Source organism: Prauserella sediminis, assembly GCF_014195435.1.
GTDB classification, from domain to species: domain Bacteria; phylum Actinomycetota; class Actinomycetes; order Mycobacteriales; family Pseudonocardiaceae; genus Prauserella; species Prauserella salsuginis.
In genome coordinates this window covers 1,551,889-1,574,007 of the sequence record NZ_JACIBS010000001.1, presented here as the reverse complement: position 1 = coordinate 1,574,007, position 22,119 = coordinate 1,551,889, and the positions used below count along the sequence as shown (strand labels likewise).

Genomic DNA, 22,119 nt, shown 5'->3' with positions numbered 1-22,119 from the left:
CCGCCTGGTGCGGGTCCGCGCCCGGTGGTCTTTCCTTCTTGGGGTGACCGGGTAGGCGAACCAACATCGGTCTGCGGATCTTCATGAGACCGGAGGCGAGCTGCTTCGACGACCGAAAGTCGGACGGCTGCCGAGCGGCACTGAGGTGGGTTGCGCTTGGGCCGCCAGTGCCGGCGGCCTTGCCTCCGTTGGAGCACCGCTCCATCCGCTGCGAGGGTTGTCGGCCCGAGTCGGTTCTCAGTGCTTCCATGGTCACTCCTGTTCGTGGCGATTGATCTGCACTGCTGTTGGTGGGTCAGCCGTTGCCGGGTCAGCGCCGTGGACGAGCGGCGTTCGGGTCTTTGTCAGCAGGTCGCCGACATGTCCGGTGCCCGCTGTGGTTCGGTTCTGTCGGTGGCGCGTTGTATACGTGGTCGATCAGCCCGGCGAGCCGGCCTACGAGGCTCGAGTTGCCGAACTCGGCCCTGCTCGCGATTCAACCGGTGTCAGTCTTGCTTGGCCATAGCACGATCGTGTGTATCGAACTTATGTTTGACATATTTCCGGATATCTGAGTACTGTCGCAAACAGCTTTGAACGAAGGGGGACGCATGAATCTCGACAGTGTTGTTCGCGCACGAAGACGGATCGCGCAAGTTCAAGCCGAGTACGTACGCGAGCTCGCGGCCGTCGCCGCCGATTCGGGGGTTGGTGACGGTGAACAGGTCACGGCTGAGTTGGCCGTTGCCGTAGCAGAGTCCGAGCACGTTGTGCGTCGGGAACTCGCATGGGCGCGGCAACTCGCCACACGGTTGCCATATACGTTGCGAGCACTGTCCGGTGGTGACATTGATTTGCCGAAGGCCACGAAGGTCGTCGATCAGACCACCGTGCTGGACGGAGATTCGGCCGGCAGGGTCGACGAGATGATTGCCGGCAAACTCGAAGGTCGTGACGCCGGTTCAATCAGACGCATCGCGTACCGGGCAGTACACAAAGTTGACCCGGATGGCGCAGCCGTACGGGCGGCTCGACGACGTGAGGACCGGAAGGTCCAGATCCTCCACCGCGAGGACGCGATGGCTACCGTTACTGCAAGTCTGCCCGCAGAGGTGGCATCGGCGACGTATGCAAGTCTCGATCGGATGGCCAGGTCGGCGCGGAACCGTGGCGACCCGCGGACCATGGATCAGCTGCGCGCCGACACGCTCGCCGAGTGTGTGATCGGGCGTTCGGGCGATCATGCCGGATCCGGTAGGGCGGAGATCTACGTGCACGTCGACCTGCCGACACTGATGGGGCTAGCCGACAATCCCGCAGAGCTTGCAGGGCACGGCCCGATACCGGCGCCCGTTGCTCGCCAGATCGCCGAAGACCCCACGTCCACGTGGCGTAGGATTGTGACCGATCCTCTCACCGGAACGCCGCTCGACGTCGGGCGGAAGCGATATCGGCCGAGCAAGGCGGTGGCGGACTACGTGAAGGTGCGTGACCGGGAATGCCGTTTCCCCGGTTGTCATCGGCCGGCTGAGTATGTCGATCTGGACCACGTCACTCCGCACGGCTGTGACGGGCCGACGTGCGCGGCGAATCTCATCGGGTTGTGCCGACACCACCACGTCGTCAAACACACGGCTGGTTGGCAGTTCAAGCTCGAGCCTGACGGCACCCTTCACATCACGACACCGCGCGGGGCGCGGCATACCAGTCGCCCTCCCGTAGAGCTGTGCGGCGGCGTTTCGAGTGGAGAACGTCGTCATGCCGTGCTCGACGGGAACGGCCCGAACGGCGGCGTCGGTGGCCGACGTGCACGGAAGCGCAGGCGGCGCGCGAGCCGATGCCGTTCTGAACAGGGTTCTAGCGCGGCGTTCGGAGCATCCGGAGGCTCCGGTTCGAAGCAGGGTAGTCGAGCCGGAACACACTGATCGGTTCGGAAAGCTTGTCACCGCGGAGGTATGTCGGTACGGCTGTCTCCGTCGCCAATTGCATCAGTGGTGCGTACGGCCCACCTTGGCTTGCCATATAGGACACGCTGCCGATGTCGCGGATTGATGGGCCGGATGCGAAACGATAGCGAACCGGATCGACGGTCCCGTCGGCCACGGAGGGCGGGCGTCGGCACGGCATCGTGAATGCGCCCACCCAGTCCAGGATGACGGGTTCCGATGCGGGCACGAGTTCAGTCGAAGGAACGGTTTTTGGTAGACGTGGCGCGCCTGCTGCGATCCAGCCGTTGGCCGAACGTTCGTCGACCAGTTTCAGTCGCACCATCGCGGCGGTTGCCGGGTCGAAACGTTCCTCAGTCCAAATCGGAGTGATAGGAACTTCCTGGGAGGAAAGGATTCGTCCGGCCTCGTCGGCGAACTCCACGGTTGCCGAGACGGCACCAGCGCCGCGAGCGGGTACCACCACCGGAGGTGCAGCGGGACCCTCGCTTCCTGTGGGTAGGTGATACCAGGGCGTCGTGACCTTTCCCCGTCGGCCACCGCTGTGCCATACGGGCGCTTCCGCGCTCCCGTACGGTTCGAGCAGGCCGTTTCGTGGAAAGAAGCCGTTCGTGGTGAATCCGTCCACATCGGCGGAACCGGAAGTGGGCAGCATGCCTGCGGCCACATCCGGTTCGACCTCGAGCCATCTTTCGATGCCGCATGGTGCGCCCGCCAGTGCGGCCATGTTCGCGGCACCCGTGGTGTAAGTCTCCGAACGCGGAACCAGGGCATACGCCATCGTGCCGACCTCGACGATCACCACACCGAAAGCAACGACAGGGACGAACAAAGCCGGCGTTCGGAGCCATCGCCATGCTCCCGCGAGCCCGGCCACCGCCACCACGATCCCGGCTGTCAACGCCAGGTCTGCGGCATCGATTCCTGCTACTCCTGGTGGCACCTCCGACCATTTCACGTTCAGCCCACCGAGAAACCACCACCGCAACGGAGCGTCGATGCCCACCCACACGGCCACCGCCAACGCGACGCACATCAGCGACAACTGCCAGCTGCGCCGCAACGCGCCTCGCGCGATCGCGTGCACCACCACGGCGACCAGCAGCGTCGCCACGCCTGCGAGAGCACCGAAATGATGGGTGTACTTCGTCGGAGTCAGTGCGAGCGCCGCGAAATACAGCAGCGATGCGATCAGGAGACGTCGGGTCGGTGCCTTCGCCAGTTTCGGCGTACGTCTCAGCACGAGCAGCACCGCCAGGACGGCCATGGCGAACCACAACAGCAGTACCGGGAGCCGTCGGTTCAATCCTCCCTGCAGCGGATCGAACAGCCACTCGTAGCGTCGTCCTTCGCCGGTGATGCCGTAACTCGGGCCGATCTCGGTGCGCACCTCAATGGCATGCAGGACCGTGTCGAGCGGCTGGCCGTAGAACATCAGCAGCAATACCGACGTACCTGCGCCGAGCAGGACAGCGATTGCCCGCGGACCGTGCGCGCGCAACGTCGGCCAAGCCGCTGGCAGTGCTACGAGCAGCTGCAGGAAAACGGCGATGCCGGTCGGTGTGAGGGCGGTTGTCGCGCCTGCGGCGATGACGGCACATGCGAGGAGCGACAGCCGGCGGGTCGTCACGCCCCGTTCCACGAGAGCCAACGTGGCCAGCGAACCGAGCATGACCCAGGGCTCCGGCCGCAGGCCGATGCCGAACTGGATGGTCCAGAGCAGGAAAACCGCTGCCGCGGCCCAGCGCGCCAACACCGGTCGTCCCTTGGCGAACCGTGGGAGCAGGACACGATCGATCAGGAGCCACGACACGAGGCACACCACCAGCGATGGCAGGCGCAGCCACAACGTGGTCGTGCTGATCTCCACCCATGGCCGGTACAGCTCGTAGAACCAGCTGAACGGCGCTTCCGGGGCGTTGAACCAGCGCATGTAGTTGCCTACGAAGCCGGTATCGGCCGACGACAAGATCATCGTCACGATGTAGCCGTCGTCGACAGTGGCGGCGCCGATGACAGCCCACACGACGAGCGTTGCCGCAACGATGCCGTCCGCCGGTCGAGGACGCGCCCACCCCGGTGGCAGCAGCCTCGGGCGGCACGGCTCCCGTTTCCGGAGCGCGAGCAGCATCGCGACGAGCGACGTCACCGAGACGACGCCGGCCGCGATCTTCACGGCGCTCGGGTCCGAGGCGTATCGCGTATCCGGGGTGACACTCACTTGCAGCTCGGCTGCCTCCGAGACATCGGTGAACAGGCCGTTGACTGCGGGTCGTTCCGTTGTGCGTCCCTGTTCGCGTCCGTCGGCGAACGCCGTGGTTCCCGACGCATCCGAGACGATTCGCCACCGACAGGTGTCGGTAATGGGCGCGGTCGCCAGCTGTGTCTGCCCGAGGGTGGCCGTGATCCGCCCGTCCGATACCCGCACTGAAAGGCCGTTCGGTGAGGCCTGGTCGCCACCGGGCCCTGTCGTCGACAGGAGAGTGCCGCTACCGAGGGCGAGCGCGTCGGCGCAGGAGAGGGTGACGTCCATCTGCTGCGGGCTGTACGGCAGCAGGGGGAGTGTCGTGTCTTCGGGGGTGTCGGACGGCCACTCGTACGTGGTCGTGACCTGGTCCACGGGCGCCAGAACGAAGACGACCGATGCGAGCGCGGACAGCAGTCCGAGCACCGTCGCGGAGAGACGACGTGCGAAACCCCTCGGGACGGTTCGGCGGGGTGCCGTCGCGGATGCGGTCACAACCCGGCACTGTAAAGAGTCATGTCACTCCGCGGAGTAACGCCCATGACCTGCAAACATGGGACTTGGTTACGGCGAACAGTGGAAGTAAGTCATGGCAGGTCGCAGGCGCACAGCGATGATCGTCGGGATGTCCGCGGTTGGCGGGCTGCTGGTCTTCCTGTTCACGAGGGCGAGTCTGACCGACGACGCGTACATCACGCTCACCTATGCCAGGAACCTCGCTGAACACGGCACATGGGGCATCATCCCGGGCGTCGTGAGCAACTCGGCCACGTCGCCGTTGAACGTCATCCTGTTGGCGCTCGGTACCGCGATCACCGGGCTGTTCGGAGATGCGCAGCCGATCGTGGCGCTCGGACTTGTCACGGTGGGCGCGACGGCGGCGCTCGGGTGGGCGTGGGCACGGTTGGCGGCCCAGTTGCGGTTCCCGGCGCCGGTGGCTCTCCTGGGGGTGGCCGTTGTCGTGGTCAATCCATTCGTGCTGTCGGCGATCGGCCTCGAGGTACTGCTGATCCCGGCGGCGTTGGCGGGCCTCGCGGCAGCCACGGTCGAGCGGCGTGCGGTGTGGTTCGGTGTCTTCGCGGGGCTGGCGGTGCTCGTGCGGCTCGACCTGGCCGTGTTCGTGGTCGTCATGTTCGCGGTCGCGACAGCTCGCGCGGTCGGGCGCCGCTGGTGGCAGGCGTTCGCGACGATGGTCGCGGTAGCGCTGCCCTGGCATGTGCTGAGTTGGGTGGCGTTCGGCTCGGCCGTGCCCGACACGTTGGTGATCAAACAGTCGCAGGACGGTCTGTTCGACCCGTGGACGTACCCCACCGGCATCGGCATGTACCTCGAAGGTGTGGGCGTCCCTGTCCTGCTGGCCGTTGTGCCGGCGGGCCTGGGCGTGGTCGCGCTGCTCGCTGCGGTGATCGTCCGGCTCGTGGCGGCCGACCGCCCCGCACTGGGAGTGGTCGCCGGACTCGGTGCTGGGGGAGTGGCGTACTACGGCGCCTACGTGCTGCTCGGCGTCGGGCCGTACCACTGGTACTACGTGGCGCCGTTGACGGCGTTGGCGATGTGCGGCGTCCTCGCGCTCGGCGCCTGGTGGGGTCATCGGCGTGGAGAACCGGACGGTGACCGTGGCGTCGATGGTCGGCCGCGACCGGTCGTCGCGCTCGGACTGCTGGGCGCGGTCGCCGGGCTCGTCGTCGCCACCGCGATGGTCGAGGTGCAGCGGGGTGTGCCGTGGCGCTCGCCGGTGATATTCGGCAACTGGGCGAGCGCCCAGGACTACGCCCGCGTCGGTACCGAACTGGGCCGTCGGGTGGGAACCGCCGCGGTTCGGTCACCGGGTGAGATCGGCTCACTCGCGTACTTCTGCGAATGCCGAATCGTCGACGCGTTCTCCGACCGCGGCCGTGTCGCAGAACTGCTCGAGGAGCGGTTGTCCGCATCCGGCCCGGTGGGGTCGGCCCTGCTCGAAGTCAACTACCTGTGGTTCGACCGTGACCGCGAACCGCTCTCGCCGGTGTATCGACTGCTGTACGACTCCGGACCGGGCGACGGTCCGGACACCTGGACCGTCCATTCGGACGCGACCGGCATCGGCCACTTCACGCTGGTCCGCATCCGTTGACGCAGACGTTTCGTTTTCGCGCATACCCGGTAGCTTGTTCCTGGCCGAACGGGTAGGAGCGATGACGACACACGAGGCGGACGCATCCATGACCGCGCAGAGTGACGGCGGCCCGACCAGTGACGGCCCGGACTCCGGGGCCGCTGGTTCGACGGACGGGGTCTCCCCGGATACGGCGGCCTCGTCCGACAGGGCGACCTCGTCGGACACGACGCCGTCGGGCGCAGCGGGACGACTCCGGCATGTGCTGTCGGGGCGGGATCCGATCGCCTGGCTGCTCGGTTCCGCCGCGGCGCTCGTCGCGGTCGTGTTCGTCGTCGTCGACATGGTGTGGAACCAGGGCACGTTCATCGCACCGCTCGACGACGTCTACATCCACCTGCAGTACGGCAAGCAGCTCGGCAGTGGTGAGCTGTTCCGATTCAACCCCGGCGACCCGATCAGCACGGGGGCCAGCAGCATCCTGTACTCGTTCGTGCTGGCCGTCGGCTGGTTGCTCGGGTTCAGCGGCAACGGCCTGCTGGGCTACGCCGTAGCGACGGGAATCGTCTGCACCGCGTTCGCGACGGGCCTGACGTACCACTTGGGCCGGTTGCTCGTGGGTCGTGTGGTCGGAATCTGGTCAGGAGTGCTGACGGCGGTGTCGGGCCCGCTGATGTGGGGCGCGGCGAGCGGCATGGAGGTCGGCCTCACCGCCCTGCTCGCCGTCGGGACGGTGTACCTGTTCGTGCGGGAATGCCCCAACGGCCGGTTCCGCTGGACGCCTGTCTTGGGCGTGCTGCTCGCGCTGGTGCGGCCGGAAGGCATGGTGCTGGCGATCGCGTTGATCGGCGCGATGCTGTGGACGACGCTGGGAGGCAGGCGCGCAGGGCACACGCGGCGCCCGCGCGCGGCATCGTGGGCCTTGCTGCCGTTGCTCGCCCCGGTCGGCCAGTACCTGTTCTACTGGATCGCCACCGGCACGTTCTCCGCCAACGGCGTGCAGTCCAAGTCGCTGATGTCGGACCGGCCCACGTTCTACATCGGGGACTTCGTCCAGCGCGCCACGGAGAACCTTCGGGGTGCCGTCGGCTTCTTCAACGGCCTGTCCGGGCAGAACTACGCCTTCCCCGGCATGCTGATCGTCTTCGTGCTCGGTTTGGCGTATCTGCTGGTCAAGCACCGCCGGTGGCGGTCGTTGGCGATCGCCCTGGCCGTGGCGTTCGCCGGCATCGTGCTGTCGGTGTCGACGTTGTCGACGGCGCTGATTCACGAACTGCGGTACTTCCAGCCGTTCCTGCCGCTGTACATCGTCGTCACGGTCATCGGCCTGTACGCCGTGTCGCGGCTCGTTGCGCGCGGCCGGTTCCGCCAAGCGGCGCTGCACCTACTGCCGGCCGTCGCGTTGCTGTTCTCGCTGATGGCGTTGCCGCAGTGGGCGTGGCGGTTCGGCTGGGAGGCGGCGACGATCCGGGACACGAACGTCTCGGTCGCCGCGTGGCTGCGTGGCAACCTGCCGCCGGACGCCGTCGTCGGTGTCAAGGACGTCGGCGCGGTGGCGTACTACAGCGAGCGCAAGGTCGTAGACACGATCGGTCTGACCACGAACGGGTTCGCCGAGGCCAGCAACCACGGCCCGGGCGCGCTGTACGAGAAGCTGCGCGCCATGCCCGAGGGCGAGCGGCCCGACTACTTCGCCGTGTACGAGCAGTGGCCCGGCGCGGCGATGCACTCGTTCGTCGACACCGGCGTGTTCGAACCGCAGCCGGAAATGACGTTCGAACTGAACGTGCCGCGCGACAGCACAGGGTGGAGCATCGTCCCGTTCGACGAGCTGACGGTACGCAAGGCCAACTGGAGCCTCGCCGGCACGGGTGACGCCGCGCCGGTTCCCGGGGATGTACGCGACCACGTGGACGTCGGTTCGCTCGACTCCGAAACCGGCCACGGTTACACACCGCAGATGGAACAGCCCGGGGTGCAGCCCTACACGGACCTGCGCCGGCAGGACGGTGTCATCGACAGCAGCCGGTACATCCTGGGTGGTGAGACGTTCCGCGTCGGCAACCTGAAGCCCGGTCAGGACGCGAAACTGACCAGCAGGGTGATGGTCAACGGCGTCGAACAGTTCGTGCGCGTGCGCGTCGACGGGCGCGAGGTCGGCGTCTGGGACCTCGGCCCGAACCGCGACGCCTGGCGCACGCGCTCGTTCGACATCCCCGGCGAATTCGTGACGTCGAAGGACGCCGAGGTCACCCTCGAACCGGTCCGGCCGCTGCTCAGCCCGTACCCGGAGTACACCAGCTACGGCTACTGGGTCACGCAGTAGCCGCCGCACTCGAAACGGAATCGCCGCGCACGAAACAGCGGCTCCGCCACCGCGGTCGGGTGGCGGAGCCGCTGTCGTCAGCGTCGCGATCGGGTCGTCAGATGGGCAGCTTGCGGAAGATGGGGCGCGGCACGTGCCGCAGTGCCGACATCACCCAGCGGAACGTGCCGGGTGCCCACACGAGGTCCTTGCCGCGGCGTGCGGCGTCGACGGCGATGTCGGCCACCGACTCGGCGGTCTGCTCCAGCGGGGCCTTGTCCATGCCTTCGGTCATCTTCGTCCGCACCTGGCCGGGGCGCACGACCGTGACCCGGACGCCGTACGGCGCGAGTGCCTCGCCGAGGCCGAGGTAGAAGCCGTCGAAGCCGGCCTTCGTGGAACCGTAGACGAAGTTCGACCTGCGTACGCGCTCGCCCGCGACCGACGACAGGGCGATCACCGAGCCGTGGCCCTGCTGCTTGAGCCGTTCGGCCAGCGCCACGCCCACCGACACGGGTGCCGTGTAGTTCACGGTCGCCATTTCGACAGCCTGCGCGTGGTCCTGCCACGCCTCTTCGGCGTCGCCGAGCAGGCCGAACGCCACGACGGTCACGTCGATGTCGCCGCCCGAGAACGCCTTGTCGATCACCAGCGGGTGCGAATCGGTGTCGGTGGCGTCGAAGTCGACCGTTTCCACCTCGGCGCCGGCGGTGCGCAGGCGCTGGGCGGCCTCGTCGAGGCGCGGTGACTGCCGGGCCGCCAGCACGACCCGCAGCGGGCGCTGGGCGAGGTACTTCTCGGCGATCGCCAGCGCGATGTCCGAGGTGCCGCCGAGCAGCAGCAGCGACTGGGGGTTGCCCACCGCGTCGATCACAGTTCCAGCCTCCTGGCCATGTCGGAGATGAAGATGCCGTAGGGGTCGACGGAGTGGCGGATCTTCTTCCACTCGTCGATGCGCGGGTACATGCGGTGGAACGTCTCCGCGGTCGTGCGCGAGTCCTTCGCCGTGTACAGGCGTCCGCCGAGCTCGAGGACCATCGCGTCGAGCTCGTTGCAGAGCTGCGCGAGGCCGGGCTTGATGGGGAAGTCGAGGCAGACCATCCAGCCCGGGTGCGGGAACGACAGCGGCGCCGGATTGCTCTCGCCCATGCGCTTGAACACGTTCAGCGCCGAGTAGTGCCCGGAATGGGCGACCCTCTCTACGATCCGCCGCAGGCCGTCGTTCGCGCCGAGCGGCGTGCTGAACTGGTACTGGAGGAAGCCGTTGCTGCCGTAGCCGCGGTTCCACTCTCCGACCAGGTCGAGCATGTGGTAGAAGGCCGTGATGTTCTGGATCGCGCCGCGGCCCTGCTTCGGGGTGGAGCGGTAGTAGAACTCGCCGATCGCGCTCAGCGACAGCTTGTTCATCAGCCCGTTCGGGAAGACGTCCGGCACGGTCAGCAGCTGCGGCGCCGAGAACTTCAACGGTTCGCTGCGCAGCTTCGGCGGAAGGTCGTCCAGCTTGGCCAGCGATCCGCGGGCGAACGCGCCCCGGCCGAGTTTGCGGCCCTTCGAGATGGTGTCGAACCAGACCGACGAGTAGGTGTAGTTCTCGTCGGAACCGTCGCTGATCAGCTCGAGCGTGCCGTCGAGGTCGTCGGTGCGGTCGTTGTCGACGATGAAGTACGCCGTCTCCGTCCGCGTCATCCTGATCCGGGCCCGCACGATGATGCCGGTCAGGCCGATGCCGGCGACGGTGGCCCAGAACAGGTCGGACTCCGGGCCGTCCGGGCTCAGGGTGCGCACGCGGCCGTCGGCCGTCACCAGGTCGAGCGATACGACGTGGTTGCCGAAGCTGCCCGCGCTGTGGTGGTTCTTGCCGTGGATGTCGTTGGCGATCGCGCCGCCGATCGTCACCTGGCGCGTGCCGGGCAGGACCGGCACCCACAGGCCGTACGGCAGGGCGGCCTTCATCAGCGAGTCGAGGCTGACGCCCGCGTCGACGTCGACGATCGCCTCGTCCGGGTCGATCGAGTGAATGCGGTCGAGCGCGGTCATGTCGACGACGAGGCCGCCGGCGTTCTGCGCCGGGTCGCCGTAGGACCGGCCGAGGCCACGCGCGATGACGCCGCGTTCGCCCGCCTGCGCGACCGCGCGCGCGATCATTTCGACGTCCGGGGTGGCGAGCACGTTCGCCGTGGTCGGGGCCGTCCTGCCCCACCCGGCCAGGGTGCGCCGCTCGATGTGCCGTTCGGGAGTGGGTGTGCTCACTCGAGTCAGGGTAACCATCTCGAGATATGGCCTGTCTCCGGTGCCACAATGTCCGATCCCTACACTCGATAAGCACGGACCCGGAATCGACGCGGCGCCTTCGGGAGCAGTCGGCCGGAAAAACGCAGGTCGGAACCGGGTTCGCGGGAACACGACACGCAGAACACGCACGGTCGGCAGAACATAAGGTGCAGCGGTGACAACGATGGAATCTCCTGCCGGCGAGGCGGCGAGGCCCGCATCGCCCGGTCTGGTGGCACAGATCGCCCGGTTCGTTCTCATCGGTGGGTTCTGCGCACTGGTCGACTCCGGCCTGTACTGGTTGTTGCTGCAGGCCGGTACGTGGGTGCATTTGGCGAAGGCGCTCAGTTTCATCGCCGGCACCACCACCGCCTATTTCCTTAACCGTCGCTTCACATTTACGGCAGCCCAAAAGGGTGGTGCCGGGCAGATCGGCGGGTTCGCGGCGCTTTACACGACGACGTTCTTCGTCAACGTCGGAACGAACGCTCTGATGCTCGCGATGTTGTCCGACGACTTCCGGTGGCGGGTCGCGGCTGCGTGGGTCATCGCGCAGGGAACGGCCACCGTGATCAATTTCGTGATGTTGAAATGGGTTGTGTTCCGGGAATCACGTGGGTGATGAAGCCTGGTGCGAACCGCTGAGGGGCGGCCTGTACCTTACTGGCGTTCGCGCGTTGGAGTGACGCCGACGAGGTGCCGATTCCGCGATGTGAACACGTCGAACCTCAAATCCGGTGCCCTGTACTACTTGGAGGACGCCTCTCATGTCCGGTGAAGCAACAGTGACGACCGAGGCGACGGCCGGCTCGCTGCTGCAGGCCCACACCCCGGCGTCGGGGCGTCTGCTCGCGCAGCGAGGCCTGTTCGAGGGGCCGTCCGCGGTCGTCAGCAAGGACCTGTACCTCGAGGTCGTCGCGGGTGTCGCGTCGCGTGACCGTGAGACGGTGACGCTCGAGCCGTCGGCGAAGGCCACGGGAAACACCTACTTCGGCAGGTTCCCCGCGTCGTACTGGCAGCGCTGGACGGCTGTCCGGTCGGTGACGGTCGAGGCGATCGTGAGCGGTTCCGGCAAGCTGATGGTGCGGGCATCCGACGTCGCGGGTGAGGCACGCACGGTCGCCGCCGAGGCCATGACCGACGTCGTACAGCGCACCGTGACGCTCGAGGCGAAGCTGGACAAGTTCGTCGACGGCGGTGGGCTGTGGCTCGACCTGGAGACCGACGCCATGGAGCGGCTCACGGTCTCCCAGGTGCGCTGGACCGTCGACGCGCCCGAGGAGATCCGTCCGACCGCGGTGACGATCTGCACGATGAACCGCGCCGACGACTGCCTGTCGAACCTGCGCACGCTCGCCGATTCGCTGCCAGCCCTGGAGACGCTGGACGCGATCTACGTCGCGGACCAGGGAAACGACACGGTCGACTCGCGCGACGGATTCGCCGATGTGGCCGCGGCGCTGGGCGACAAGCTCAAGTACATCAAGCAGCCGAACCTCGGCGGCGCGGGCGGCTTCACCCGCGGCCTGTACGAGGTGGCGGGCCAGGCTGCGGCCGAGCACGCCAACGTGCTGTTCATGGACGACGACGTGCTGCTGGAGCCGGACATCGTGATCCGGCTGACCGCGTTCTCCAACAAGGCGGCCAACCCGATGATCGTCGGCGGCCAGATGCTGAACCTGCTGCACCCGAACCAGCTGCACGTCGGCGCCGAGTACGCGCAGCTGAACGCGTTGCAGCCCGGCGTGCCGGTGCCGCACAGCCCGGAGACCGCCGACCTGCTCGGGGTGGACCGGCGCGGCAAGAAGGTCCGCCAGGAGCGCCGGCTCGACGCGGGGTACAACGGCTGGTGGTCGTGCCTGATCCCGTCCGAGGTCGTGCAGAAGGTCGGCTACCCGATGCCGTTCTTCTTCCAGTGGGACGACGCGGAGTACAGCTACCGCGCCCGCGCCGCAGGGTTCCCGACGGTGACGCTGCCCGGCGCCGGCGTGTGGCACGCCGACTTCCACTGGAAGGACTGGGACGAGTGGCACCGCTACTTCAACCTGCGTAACTCGATCATCACCGCGGCGCTGCACAGCCCGTTCGACCTGAACCTGCTCTCGCGGGTGCTGATGGCGCAGGTGGTGCGCTACCTGCTCGGCATGCAGTACGGCCTTACGGCGACGCTGATCAAGGCCGTCGAGGACTTCCTCGAGGGTCCGGAGATCCTGCACGACGGCGGTGTCGCGGCGATGAAGGAGATCCGCGAGATCCGCGGGCAGTACCCGGAGACGAAGCGGCACGACCCGACCAACGTGCCGGGCATCCCGTCGAACAACATCATCATCAACAACACGGCGCCGCGGCCGAGCATGCAGCGCGCCGTGCTGCTCAAGCGCATCGTGAACCGTGCGCTCGGCAAGCACCGGTTCAACCTGGGCGCCGTCCCCGCCGACGAGGCGCACTGGTGGCACATCGCGCTGTTCAAGACGGCCGTCGTCACCGACGCCTCGCAGGAGGGAGTGCGCGTGCGGTCCTACGACAAGGAGCGCATGGTCGACCTCGGCAAGCGTGCGGTCCAGGTGGTCAGCCGTCTCCGCAAGGAGGGGCAGGCGGTGCAGGCGCAGTACAAGCGCGCCATGCCGGAGCTGACCAGCCGCGAGAACTGGAAGCGCCTCTACGAACTCTGATCCGTGCGGGTGTTCGGCCTGCGTCACGCACCACGGCACCGCAGCACGGCGGAGCACTGGAGTCGTAGCGCCGGAGAACCGCGTAGCACCGGAGAACCGCGTAGCACCGGAGTCGTAGCGCCACGGCATTGCGGCTCCGGTGTTGCGGCACCGCGGTGTCTCGGCGGGCTCGCGGTCACGGCATGCCGAACACCTTGCCGGATCGCTGCAGATCGTCGACGTACGCCGCGGCGACGTGCGCGAAGTTGACGTGCACGGTGCGGTCGTCGGCGTCGCGAATGCTCTGCACCGACCCGTGGTCGAGATGCAGGTTCAGCTGGCTGGTCACCTCGTCGACGGCGTCGGCGTGCAGTGGGAACACCAGTGGTTCGCCGCCGCTGACGAGGTGCAGCACGAGCGCGGGCTTGGTTTCGGTCATACCTCAGCCTGGTCACCGCCGACGGGTGTGGGCAAGGCGGTTCGCCGACAGCGGATTGTCGGGAGGCCGCCGCATTTCCGGGAGCGGAACCGTCGGATGAGGCGGGGCTGCTAACGTGCTGCCCGCAGGCGGAGCAGAACCGGGGGAGAGATGGCGCAAACGTTCTCACTGTCGCTGGTGGCAGTGGACATCCTGCTCGAGCAGTACAAGCTCGGGAGGTCGCCGTTTCCGTTCGAGATCCCGCACATGGGCACGACCCACACCCAACGCAACCAGGTGCGCGAGGCCGTGTTCCGCGACCTCGAGACACGCGGCCTGGCTCGCGGCGGCCGGCTCGAGCCGGCCGCCGAAACCGCCTTGGAGACCTTCGTTCGTGCGCCACTGATCGTGGCCCTGGCCGGTCAGCTCGCCGACGAGGAGGAGATCTACGCGCGGTCGGTCTCCGACGGCCAGTTCGCCCTCCTCGTGCGCCAGGACGCCAACATGCTGACGTTCACCGAGGTGCGGCCCACGAACTTCGTCGCAGAGCTGGTGGACCTACTGCCGCTGACGAAACCCGCCCCCGGCCAATCGATCACCGTGCCGGTGCCCGCCGCGCGCAAGTCGCGGCAGGCGGAAGGCGGCTACGACCCGTTCGGCGGCGTCAAAGCCCCGCGGTCGTCACAGACGACGTCGCAGGAACGGGCTGTTGCCCGGCTGTTCGAGAAGAAGATGGAGCGCATCGGATTCATCACCGCGTTCGTGCCCGGCGACGGCGGTAGGCCCGCCAAGTTGGATCCCGTGATGTGGTTCGACAACGAGGACGGCCGGCACCTGGGCACCCAGCGAGCCGCCGAAGACGGCCAGAAGTGGGCCACCTACGCGCCGGCCGACAACGCCCGCATCGTCTCCCAGCTCTACACCCAACTCGAACCGTACTTGTAGCGGCGTGGCCCGGCGGTGCGGGTCGCACCGCCGAGCCACGCGTCGCGATCTGACTACGTGGCGGTGCTAAGCGAAAATGCTCAGCACCAGCACGAGGCCGAATCCGATGACGCCGATCAATGTCTCCAGCACCGTCCACGTCTTGAGTGTGGTCTTGACGTCCATGCCCAGGTAGCGGCCGACAAGCCAGAACCCGGAGTCGTTGACGTGCGAGAGCACGGTGGCGCCACAGGCGAGCGTGATCACCAGCAGGGCGCGGTACAACGGTGTCACGCCTTCGGTCGCGGCGAGGGTCGGCGCGATGAGGCCGGCTGTGGTGGTGAGTGCGACTGTGGCCGAACCCTGGGCCACGCGCAGACCGGTGGAGATCAGGAACGCCGCGAGGATGAGCGGGATGCCGAGGTCCTTGAGCGTTTCGGCCAGGGCCTGGCCGATGCCGCTGACGTAGAGCACCTCACCGAACATGCCGCCCGCGCCGGTGATCAGGATGATCGCGCAGACAGGCGCCAGCGCTCCGTTGACGATGTTCTCCACCGAGGCGCGGGAACGGCCGCGGCCGAGCACCACGAGGCTGACGAGCGCCGTGACGAGCAGTGCGATCGGGGTTGCGCCGAGTACCCGCAGTGCCTGCACCCAGGTTGCGTCGGCGTCGACGACGCCTGCGGTGCCGAGGGTGTTCAGACCGGTGTCGAGGAAGATCAACACCATCGGCAGCAGGAGGATCGCGATGACGGTGCGGAACCTCGGGTAGGGCAAATCCCCGGTTGCCGTGTCTCCACCAGCCGTGTCTCCGTCAGCCGTGTCTCCGTCAGCCGAGTCACCGGTGCCGTGGTTGGTTCCTGACGTACCGGCGAGGGAGAGGGCCGGCACGGCCAGGTCCACGCGGCGTCCGATCATCTTGCCGCCGACGTAGCCTGCGAGGTACCAGGTAGGCACCGCGATCACCAGGCCGACGAGCAGTACGAGGCCCATGTCGGCGTCGAGGAACTCGGCTGCCGAGACCGGGCCGGGATGTGGCGGGACGAAGGCGTGCATCACGGCGAACGCGCCGAGCGGCGGCAGCGCGTAGAACAGCACCGAACCGCCGAAACGGGTGGCGACGCTGAAGATGATCGGGACGAACACCACGAACGCGGCATCGAGGAAGATCGGGAACCCGAAGAACAGGGCGGCGACGCCGAGGGCCAGCGGGGCCCGTTTCGCGCCGAACCGGTTGACCAGCGAATTGGCCAGGACGTCCGCGCCTCCGGTGACTTCCAGTAGGCGGCCGATCATCGCGCCGAGGCCGACGAGCAGGCCGACTTCGGCAAGGGTGGTACCGAAACCGCCCATCAACGTGTCGACGAGCTCGTCGAGTGGGATCCGCGTGGCCACCGCGGTCAGCACGCTGATCAGTACGAGTGCGATGAGCGCGTGCACCCGGAACTTGATGATCAGCAACAGCAGCAGCGCGACGGCACCGGCTGCGATCGCCAGCAGTGGGCCCACTCCGTAGGCCGGCGTTATCTCTTCCATCGGTTTCCTTTTCTCAACACTGAGTGAATTCGTGTGCCCGGGGTTCGGCGATTGCGCTGTTGGTGGCAACGGGTTCGGTCGTTGCGATCGGCTGCGCTGCTCGGACTCGAGCGCTCAGGTCGGCGCGGTCTGTCAGCGGGTGACGTCGCTGGCGCCGGCGGCGAGCTCACTGCGGTCGGGGAGGCCTTCCCAGTCGCCTCTGACCGCGACGGTCAGTGCTCCGGCCGCGGCCGCGTCGTCCAGTTGCTGCCGTACGGGATCGCCGCGGAGTCGGGCGGCCAGGTATGCGGCGGCGAAGGAATCGCCCGCGCCCACCGGGTCGACGACGGTGGTGGGCCGCGGCGGAACCGTGACGATCTCCCCATCGGTCAGGGCCACCGCGCCGTCCCCGCCGAGTTTGATCACGACCTCGCGCGGTCCGAGTGCGGCCAGGGCATGGGCTAGCTGTGCCGGGTCGGAGCCGTCCACGAGCAGTCGCGCCTCGTCCTCGGTGGCGAACACTACGGTGGCTGCCGATGCCAGAGGGTGCAGTGCCGCGGTGGCCTCGTCGGGAGTCCACAGCGCGCGGCGGTAGTTGAGGTCGAGGGAGATCGTCACGCCGGCGGCGCGGGCCGTCTCGGCCGCGGCGAACGCGGCGTCGCGGGCGGACTCGCTCAGTGCGGGTGTGATGCCGGTCAGGTGGAGTGCGCCGGCCCGCCGGACCGCGGTCTCGTCGACGTCGGCCGGTCGCAGCCGGGATCCTGCGGAGCCGGTGCGGTAGTAGGAGACGCGAGTCCGCGTTCCGGTCCGCCGCTCCTTGACCATGAGCGCGGTCGGCGCGTGTTCGTCGGTCAGCACGTGCTCGGCGGGCAGCTGCTGACCGGCGAGGGTCATCCGGATGAGCCTGCCGAACTCGTCGTCGCCGACGCGCCCGATCCAGGTGGCCTGGCCCCCGAGGCGGGCCACGCCGATCGCGACGGTCGCTTCGGCACCGGCGACGCCGAGGGTCAGGTTCGGCGCATGCCGCAGCGGTCCGACGATGGGCGAGGTGAGCACGGCCATCGCCTCGCCGAGGGTGACGAGCCCGCTCATGCGGCGGCCCCGGTTTCGGCCAGGAATGCGTGGGCGCGCCTGCGTAGCTCGCCCAGGTCGCCGCCGTCGAGGGCGTCGCCCAGCAGTGGACTGCCGATGCCGAGTCCGCACGCCCCGGCGTCGAGGTAGGGGCGCACGAGATCCAGCGTCACCCCGCCGGTGGGCAGCAGCTCGATGTCGTCGAGTGGGGCACGGAGTTCGCGGATGTAGCCGGGACCGGTCAGGCTCGCGGGGAAGATCTTGACGGCCGTCGCGCCGAGTTTCGCGGCGGTGGTGACCTCGGTGGCGGTGAGCGCGCCGGGAAAGTAGCCGAGGCCGTGTGTGTGCACGCGGGCCGCCACGTCGGAGTCGGTGTCGGGTGCGACGACGAACTCCGCGCCTGCCTCGGCGGCACGATTCACGTGTTCCGGCGTGCGCACCGTGCCCACGCCCACCTTTGCGGACGTGCCGTGCCGCTCCGCGGCGCCGCGGACGGCGTCGAGTGCGCCGGGGGTGTTCATCGTGATCTCCAGACAGCGCACGCCGGCGTCGACGAGCGTGTCCACGACCGCGTCGACGTGCTCACCGGAGCGTCCGCGCAGGATCGCGACGATCCGCGTACTCCGCAGGGCGTCGCCGAGCAGCGCCCCGCTTTCGGGAGTGGTGCCGGCGGCACTGCTTTCGGAGGCCCCGCTCTGCGGGGGCTTCGTCGAGCTCATCGCCATACCTCCGGTGAGTCCGTGGCGTGTTCGCATAGGTTGCAATATCTGCAAATGACTTGTAAATTCTGCATCAGTCTGTACGCTGCGCGGTCGAAGGTCAAGGAGTGAGATGTCGACAACGGTTGCCAAGGCGGTGCTCGTGCTGCGCCAGCTGGCCGACGGTCCGCGGTCGCTGTCAGTGCTCGCGGAGGCCGTGGGCGTGCACTCCTCCACGGCGTTGCGCATGATTCAGCCGCTGCTCGCCGACGGGCTGATCGCACGCGGCGGTGACGGGAAGTACCGCCTTGGCCTGCGGCTCGCCGAGCTCGGCCAGCAGGCGCTCGACAACGTGGATCTGCACGGCGCGGCGCACGGCCACCTGCTGGAACTGGCCGAGGAAGTCGGCGCGACGGTGCACCTGGCGCAGCTCATCGACGATGCGATCGTCTACGTCGACAAGATCGAACACCCGGCGACGATGCGGATGTGGTCGCGCGTCGGCCGTGCCGTGCCGCTGCACACGTCGTCGGTGAGCAAGGCGATCCTCGCCGGCCTCGAGCCCGAGTCGCGGGACCGGCTGATGGCCCGGTGCGGGTTCGAACAGCACACCGACGAGACCATCACGACCCCCGAGGCGTTCCTCGCCGAGCTGCGTGTGACCGCCGACCGCGGCTACGCCACCGACCTGGGCGAGTTCGAACCGCTCGTGCACTGCATCGGTATCCCCGTGCCCCAGTCGTCCGGCGTCGATGCGGCCGTCTCGATCACCACGATCCAGGCGTCCCCCGACGTCGACGCGCTCCGCGGGCTGGTTCCGCGGCTCGCCACCGCGGCGAAGGCCATCGCCGCTGACCTCGGCCACCGCGGTTGACCCGGCCGCCCCTACCCGGCACCGAACAGGAGACATCGCCCGTGAAGATCACCAGCATCAAGACGTACCTGATCGAGCCTCGCTGGCTGTTCCTGCGAGTGGAGACCGATGACGGCATCGTCGGCTGGGGAGAACCGGTCGTCGAGGGCCGCGCGCATACTGTCGCGGCAGCGGTCGACGAGATGTCGGACTACCTGATCGGCGCCGACCCCACGCGCATCGAGGATCACTGGCAGGTGCTGACGAAGGGCGGCTTCTACCGGGGCGGTCCGATCCTGTCCAGCGCGGTGGCCGGCATCGACCAGGCGTTGTGGGACATCCGCGGCAAGTCGCTCGGTGTGCCGGTGCACGAGCTGCTGGGCGGGGCGGTGCGGGACACGATGCGGATCTACTGCTGGATCGGCGGCGACGAACCCACCGAGGTCGGCGAGGAGGCCGCCAGGCAGGTCGAGGCCGGTCTGACCGCGGTGAAGATGAACGCCACCGGGCGGATGCGGCCGCTGGAGACGACCGCCCAGATCCGGGCAGCCGTCGACCGCGTCGCGGCGGTGCGCGAGGTCATGGGCCCGGACCGCGACGTCGCCGTCGACTTCCACGGCCGGATCTCGCCGGCCGTGGCGCGGGTACTGTGCCGTGAACTGGAACCGTTGCAGCCGATGTTCGTCGAGGAACCGGTGGTGCCGGAGCTGTCGGCGGACATCGGAAAGATCTGCGCGTCGACGACCATCCCCATCGCCACGGGTGAGCGGCTGTTCTCGCGGTGGGACTTCCGTGACGTTCTGCCGCAGGGCGTTGCCGTGGTTCAGCCGGACCTGTCGCACGCGGGCGGTATCTCCGAATGCCGGCGGATCGCCGCGTTCGCCGAGGCCTACGGCGTCGCGCTGGCACCGCATTGCCCGCTCGGCCCGGTGGCACTTGCGGCCAGCCTGCAAGTCGACTTCGCCAGCCCGAACGCGCTCATCCAGGAGACGAGCCTGGGTATCCACTACAACCAAGGCTCGGACCTGTTGGACTACCTGGCCGACCCAGCGGTGTTCGCGTTCGCCGACGGCTACGTCCAGCGACCGACCGCGCCGGGCCTGGGCGTCGAGATCGACGAGGCCGCCGTCGCGAAGGCCGCGGAGACTGGGCATCGGTGGCGCTCCCCGATCTGGCGCCACGAGGACGGCGGCTTCGCCGAGTGGTGACGGAGGGTGCCACGCGCGAGGGGAAGATTGGGGCGCCCGCCCGCCGGCCCGACCACCACCCCTCAACGGCACGCTGGCGCGTGGCTGTGTTCGATGCCACCAAGGTGCCCTTGGGGGCGTTCGATGCCACCAAGGTGTCCCTCGGGGAGCTCAGTAGCGGTAGAAGTGTTCCTTGCGGCCTTGGCGGACGAGCCGCAACCACTCGACGAACGCCTTCGGGTCACGTTTGACGCCCACGAAGTACAGGCCGAACCGGGCGATCTCGAGTGCGCCGATCTTGCGCATCCCCGGCTGTGACAGCAGGAATCCGCGGTTGCGGTACGTGTAGTAGCGCTTGACCTCGTTCTCCGGATCCTGCGCGTGGAACCGGCCGCCGAGCATGGGCTTGAACTCGTCCGAGCCGTTCGGGTGCAGGTATGCGGTGCGCAGCGAGGTGCCGAACGGCAAGCCGGAGCGGGCGAGCCGCCGGTGCAGCTCCACCTCGTCACCGCGGAAGAACAGCCGCAGGTCGGGCACGCCCGTCACTTCGAGGGTCGACGCGCGGAACAGTGCACCGTTCATCAGCGAGGCGATGCCGGGCAGGAAGTCCTCCCCGAGCTCGGAGGAGGTGCGTTTCCACGTCAGACCACGCCGTAGCGGGAACGCCAACTTCTCGGGCTCGTCGATGTTGACGACCATCGGCGACACCTCGGCGAGCCCGCGCCGTTCGGCCTCGGTGAGCAGCGTTTCGAGGACGTGTTCGTCGGCCGGCCTGCCGTCGTCGTCGGCGAGCCACACCCATTCGGCGCCGAGCGCCAGGGCGTGCAGCATGCCCAGTGCGAACCCGCCTGCACCGCCGAGGTTGCGATACGACGGCAGGTACGTGACCGGCCGCGAGTACGCCTCCACGACGTCGCGCGCCGACTCCTCCTCTGGGCCGTTGTCGACGACGATCAGGTGGTCGACGGGCCGGGTCTGCGATTCGACGACCTTCAACGACTCCGCGAGCAGCTCACGGCGGTTGCGGGTGACGACGACGGCGGCGATCGCGCCTTCGGGGAGGGCGCCCATGTCAGCCACCGTTCGCCGGAGCCGTGGCGGCGGACTTGTCCGCGGCCTGCCCGTCGCTGCCGTCCACCTTGCCGTCGGAGGGCTTGGCGACGTCGTCGGGGTTGGCCTGGCCGAGGCGTTCGAGGACCTCGCGGCTGACGTTCTGGAACGGGTCCTTGCCCTTGTACGAGGTGAGGACCTCGCGCAGCCTGCCGTGCTGGCGCACCCGGCCCTCGTCCATCCACATGGCCTGGTCGCACAGCTCGAGCAGCAGCTCGTCGGAGTGGCTGGCGAACACGAGGATTCCCGAGCGTTTGACGAGGTCCTTGAGTCGGTCGCGGGCCTTGTTCATGAAGGACGCGTCGACCGCGCCGAGGCCTTCGTCCAGGATGAGGATCTCGGGGTCGATGGAGGTGACGACGCCCAGGGCGAGGCGCACGCGCATACCGGTGGAGTAGGTGCGCAGCGGCATCGCGAGGTAGTCGCCGAGCTCGGTGAACTCGGCGATGTCGTCGAGGCGCTTCTCCATCTCCTTACGGCTCTTCCCGAGGAAGAGACCGCGGACGATGATGTTCTCGAAACCGGAGGTCTCCGGGTCCATGCCGACGCCGAGGTCGAACACCGGCGCGACCTTGCCCGTGACCTTCGCCGACCCGCGGGTGGGCTCGTAGATGCCCGACAGCAGCCGCAGCAGCGTGGACTTGCCCGCGCCGTTGTGGCCGACGAGGGCGAGCCGGTCGCCGTCGGAGAGCTGCAGGTTCACGTCCTGCAACGCTTCGATGATGGGGACCTTCGAGTCCGAACCGATCTTGCCGCCGACCTTGCCGAGGACCCGCTTCTTCATCGACCGCGTCTTGGCGTCGAAGATCGGGAAGTCCACGTAGGCGTTGCGCACGTCAATGCTGACCATC

At 68.1% G+C, this 22,119-nt stretch carries 17 protein-coding genes; 8 read left to right on the top strand and 9 right to left on the bottom strand.

All coding sequences use genetic code 11. The annotated features are described in order from the left end of the window. The first annotated feature begins 590 nt into the window (after positions 1 to 590). Positions 591 to 1,904, top strand: a complete 1,314-nt coding sequence (locus FB384_RS07090) for an HNH endonuclease signature motif containing protein (protein ID WP_183780486.1) — start codon at positions 591 to 593, stop codon at positions 1,902 to 1,904. Here the strand turns inward: FB384_RS07090 and FB384_RS07085 are convergent. After that, on the bottom strand, positions 1,837 to 4,665 hold the full coding sequence (locus FB384_RS07085) for an arabinosyltransferase domain-containing protein (protein WP_183780483.1): 2,829 nt from the start codon (positions 4,663 to 4,665) through the stop codon (positions 1,837 to 1,839). The genes FB384_RS07090 and FB384_RS07085 overlap by 68 nt on opposite strands. 130 nt (positions 4,666 to 4,795) lie before the next feature. Between FB384_RS07085 and FB384_RS07080 the strand changes: the two genes are divergently transcribed. Together FB384_RS07080 and FB384_RS07075 are read left to right on the top strand one after the other, a co-directional pair. After that, positions 4,796 to 6,283, top strand: coding sequence for a hypothetical protein (locus FB384_RS07080; RefSeq protein ID WP_228725979.1), 1,488 nt, complete (start codon positions 4,796 to 4,798; stop codon positions 6,281 to 6,283). Positions 6,284 to 6,344: 61 nt separating this feature from the next. Beyond that, positions 6,345 to 8,591 carry an ArnT family glycosyltransferase gene (locus tag FB384_RS07075; RefSeq protein ID WP_228725978.1) on the top strand — a complete coding sequence of 749 codons (2,247 nt, stop codon included), beginning with the start codon at positions 6,345 to 6,347 and terminating at the stop codon, positions 8,589 to 8,591. 97 nt (positions 8,592 to 8,688) lie between these two features. On the opposite strand, the gene FB384_RS07070 is transcribed toward FB384_RS07075, so the two are convergent. Beyond that, the gene (locus tag FB384_RS07070; RefSeq protein ID WP_183780479.1) at positions 8,689 to 9,444 is read right to left on the bottom strand and encodes a decaprenylphospho-beta-D-erythro-pentofuranosid-2-ulose 2-reductase; all 756 of its coding nucleotides are present in this window, start codon (positions 9,442 to 9,444) and stop codon (positions 8,689 to 8,691) included. Beyond that, on the bottom strand, positions 9,441 to 10,838 hold the full coding sequence (locus FB384_RS07065) for an FAD-binding oxidoreductase (RefSeq protein ID WP_183780476.1): 1,398 nt from the start codon (positions 10,836 to 10,838) through the stop codon (positions 9,441 to 9,443). The genes FB384_RS07070 and FB384_RS07065 overlap by 4 nt, the downstream gene beginning before the upstream one ends. 187 nt (positions 10,839 to 11,025) lie before the next feature. On the opposite strand from FB384_RS07065, the gene FB384_RS07060 reads away from it, so the two are divergent. Both FB384_RS07060 and FB384_RS07055 read left to right on the top strand, forming a co-directional pair. Next, positions 11,026 to 11,463 (top strand): GtrA family protein, encoded by a 438-nt coding sequence (locus tag FB384_RS07060; RefSeq protein WP_183785095.1) that lies wholly within the window; start codon positions 11,026 to 11,028, stop codon positions 11,461 to 11,463. Positions 11,464 to 11,608: 145 nt separating this feature from the next. Further along, positions 11,609 to 13,513: a glycosyltransferase gene (locus FB384_RS07055; RefSeq protein ID WP_183780473.1), complete on the top strand. Its 1,905-nt coding sequence runs from the start codon at positions 11,609 to 11,611 to the stop codon at positions 13,511 to 13,513. Between the two features lie 175 nt (positions 13,514 to 13,688). Here FB384_RS07055 and FB384_RS07050 read toward each other — a convergent pair whose 3' ends face one another. Next, positions 13,689 to 13,931, bottom strand: a complete 243-nt coding sequence (locus FB384_RS07050) for a hypothetical protein (protein ID WP_183780470.1) — start codon at positions 13,929 to 13,931, stop codon at positions 13,689 to 13,691. A 150-nt stretch (positions 13,932 to 14,081) separates the two neighbouring features. Here FB384_RS07050 and FB384_RS07045 point away from each other — a divergent pair, with 150 nt between their 5' ends. After that, positions 14,082 to 14,855 carry an ESX secretion-associated protein EspG gene (locus tag FB384_RS07045; protein ID WP_183780467.1) on the top strand — a complete coding sequence of 258 codons (774 nt, stop codon included), beginning with the start codon at positions 14,082 to 14,084 and terminating at the stop codon, positions 14,853 to 14,855. Between the two features lie 66 nt (positions 14,856 to 14,921). On the opposite strand, the gene FB384_RS07040 is transcribed toward FB384_RS07045, so the two are convergent. The 3 genes from FB384_RS07040 to FB384_RS07030 form a co-directional block, all read right to left on the bottom strand. Next, complete coding sequence (locus FB384_RS07040) at positions 14,922 to 16,370, bottom strand: GntP family permease (RefSeq protein ID WP_183780464.1); 1,449 nt, start codon at positions 16,368 to 16,370, stop codon at positions 14,922 to 14,924. Positions 16,371 to 16,502: 132 nt separating this feature from the next. Next, positions 16,503 to 17,441 (bottom strand): PfkB family carbohydrate kinase, encoded by a 939-nt coding sequence (locus FB384_RS07035; RefSeq protein ID WP_183780461.1) that lies wholly within the window; start codon positions 17,439 to 17,441, stop codon positions 16,503 to 16,505. Continuing rightward, entirely contained in the window at positions 17,438 to 18,139 is a 702-nt protein-coding gene (locus FB384_RS07030; RefSeq protein ID WP_183780458.1) for a bifunctional 4-hydroxy-2-oxoglutarate aldolase/2-dehydro-3-deoxy-phosphogluconate aldolase, read from the bottom strand. The genes FB384_RS07035 and FB384_RS07030 overlap by 4 nt, the downstream gene beginning before the upstream one ends. A gap of 112 nt (positions 18,140 to 18,251) precedes the next feature. On the opposite strand from FB384_RS07030, the gene FB384_RS07025 reads away from it, so the two are divergent. Both FB384_RS07025 and dgoD read left to right on the top strand, forming a co-directional pair. Next, positions 18,252 to 18,992 (top strand): IclR family transcriptional regulator, encoded by a 741-nt coding sequence (locus FB384_RS07025; RefSeq protein WP_183780455.1) that lies wholly within the window; start codon positions 18,252 to 18,254, stop codon positions 18,990 to 18,992. Positions 18,993 to 19,033: 41 nt separating this feature from the next. Continuing rightward, the gene (gene dgoD / locus FB384_RS07020; protein ID WP_183780452.1) at positions 19,034 to 20,179 is read left to right on the top strand and encodes a galactonate dehydratase; all 1,146 of its coding nucleotides are present in this window, start codon (positions 19,034 to 19,036) and stop codon (positions 20,177 to 20,179) included. Between the two features lie 150 nt (positions 20,180 to 20,329). Here the strand turns inward: dgoD and glfT1 are convergent, their stop codons facing one another. After that, positions 20,330 to 21,229 (bottom strand): galactofuranosyltransferase GlfT1, encoded by a 900-nt coding sequence (gene glfT1, locus FB384_RS07015; protein ID WP_183780449.1) that lies wholly within the window; start codon positions 21,227 to 21,229, stop codon positions 20,330 to 20,332. A gap of 1 nt (position 21,230) precedes the next feature. After that, positions 21,231 to 22,118, bottom strand: coding sequence for a galactan export ABC transporter ATP-binding subunit Wzt/RfbE (gene wzt, locus FB384_RS07010; RefSeq protein WP_183780445.1), 888 nt, complete (start codon positions 22,116 to 22,118; stop codon positions 21,231 to 21,233). Between the last annotated feature and the right edge of the window lies 1 nt (position 22,119).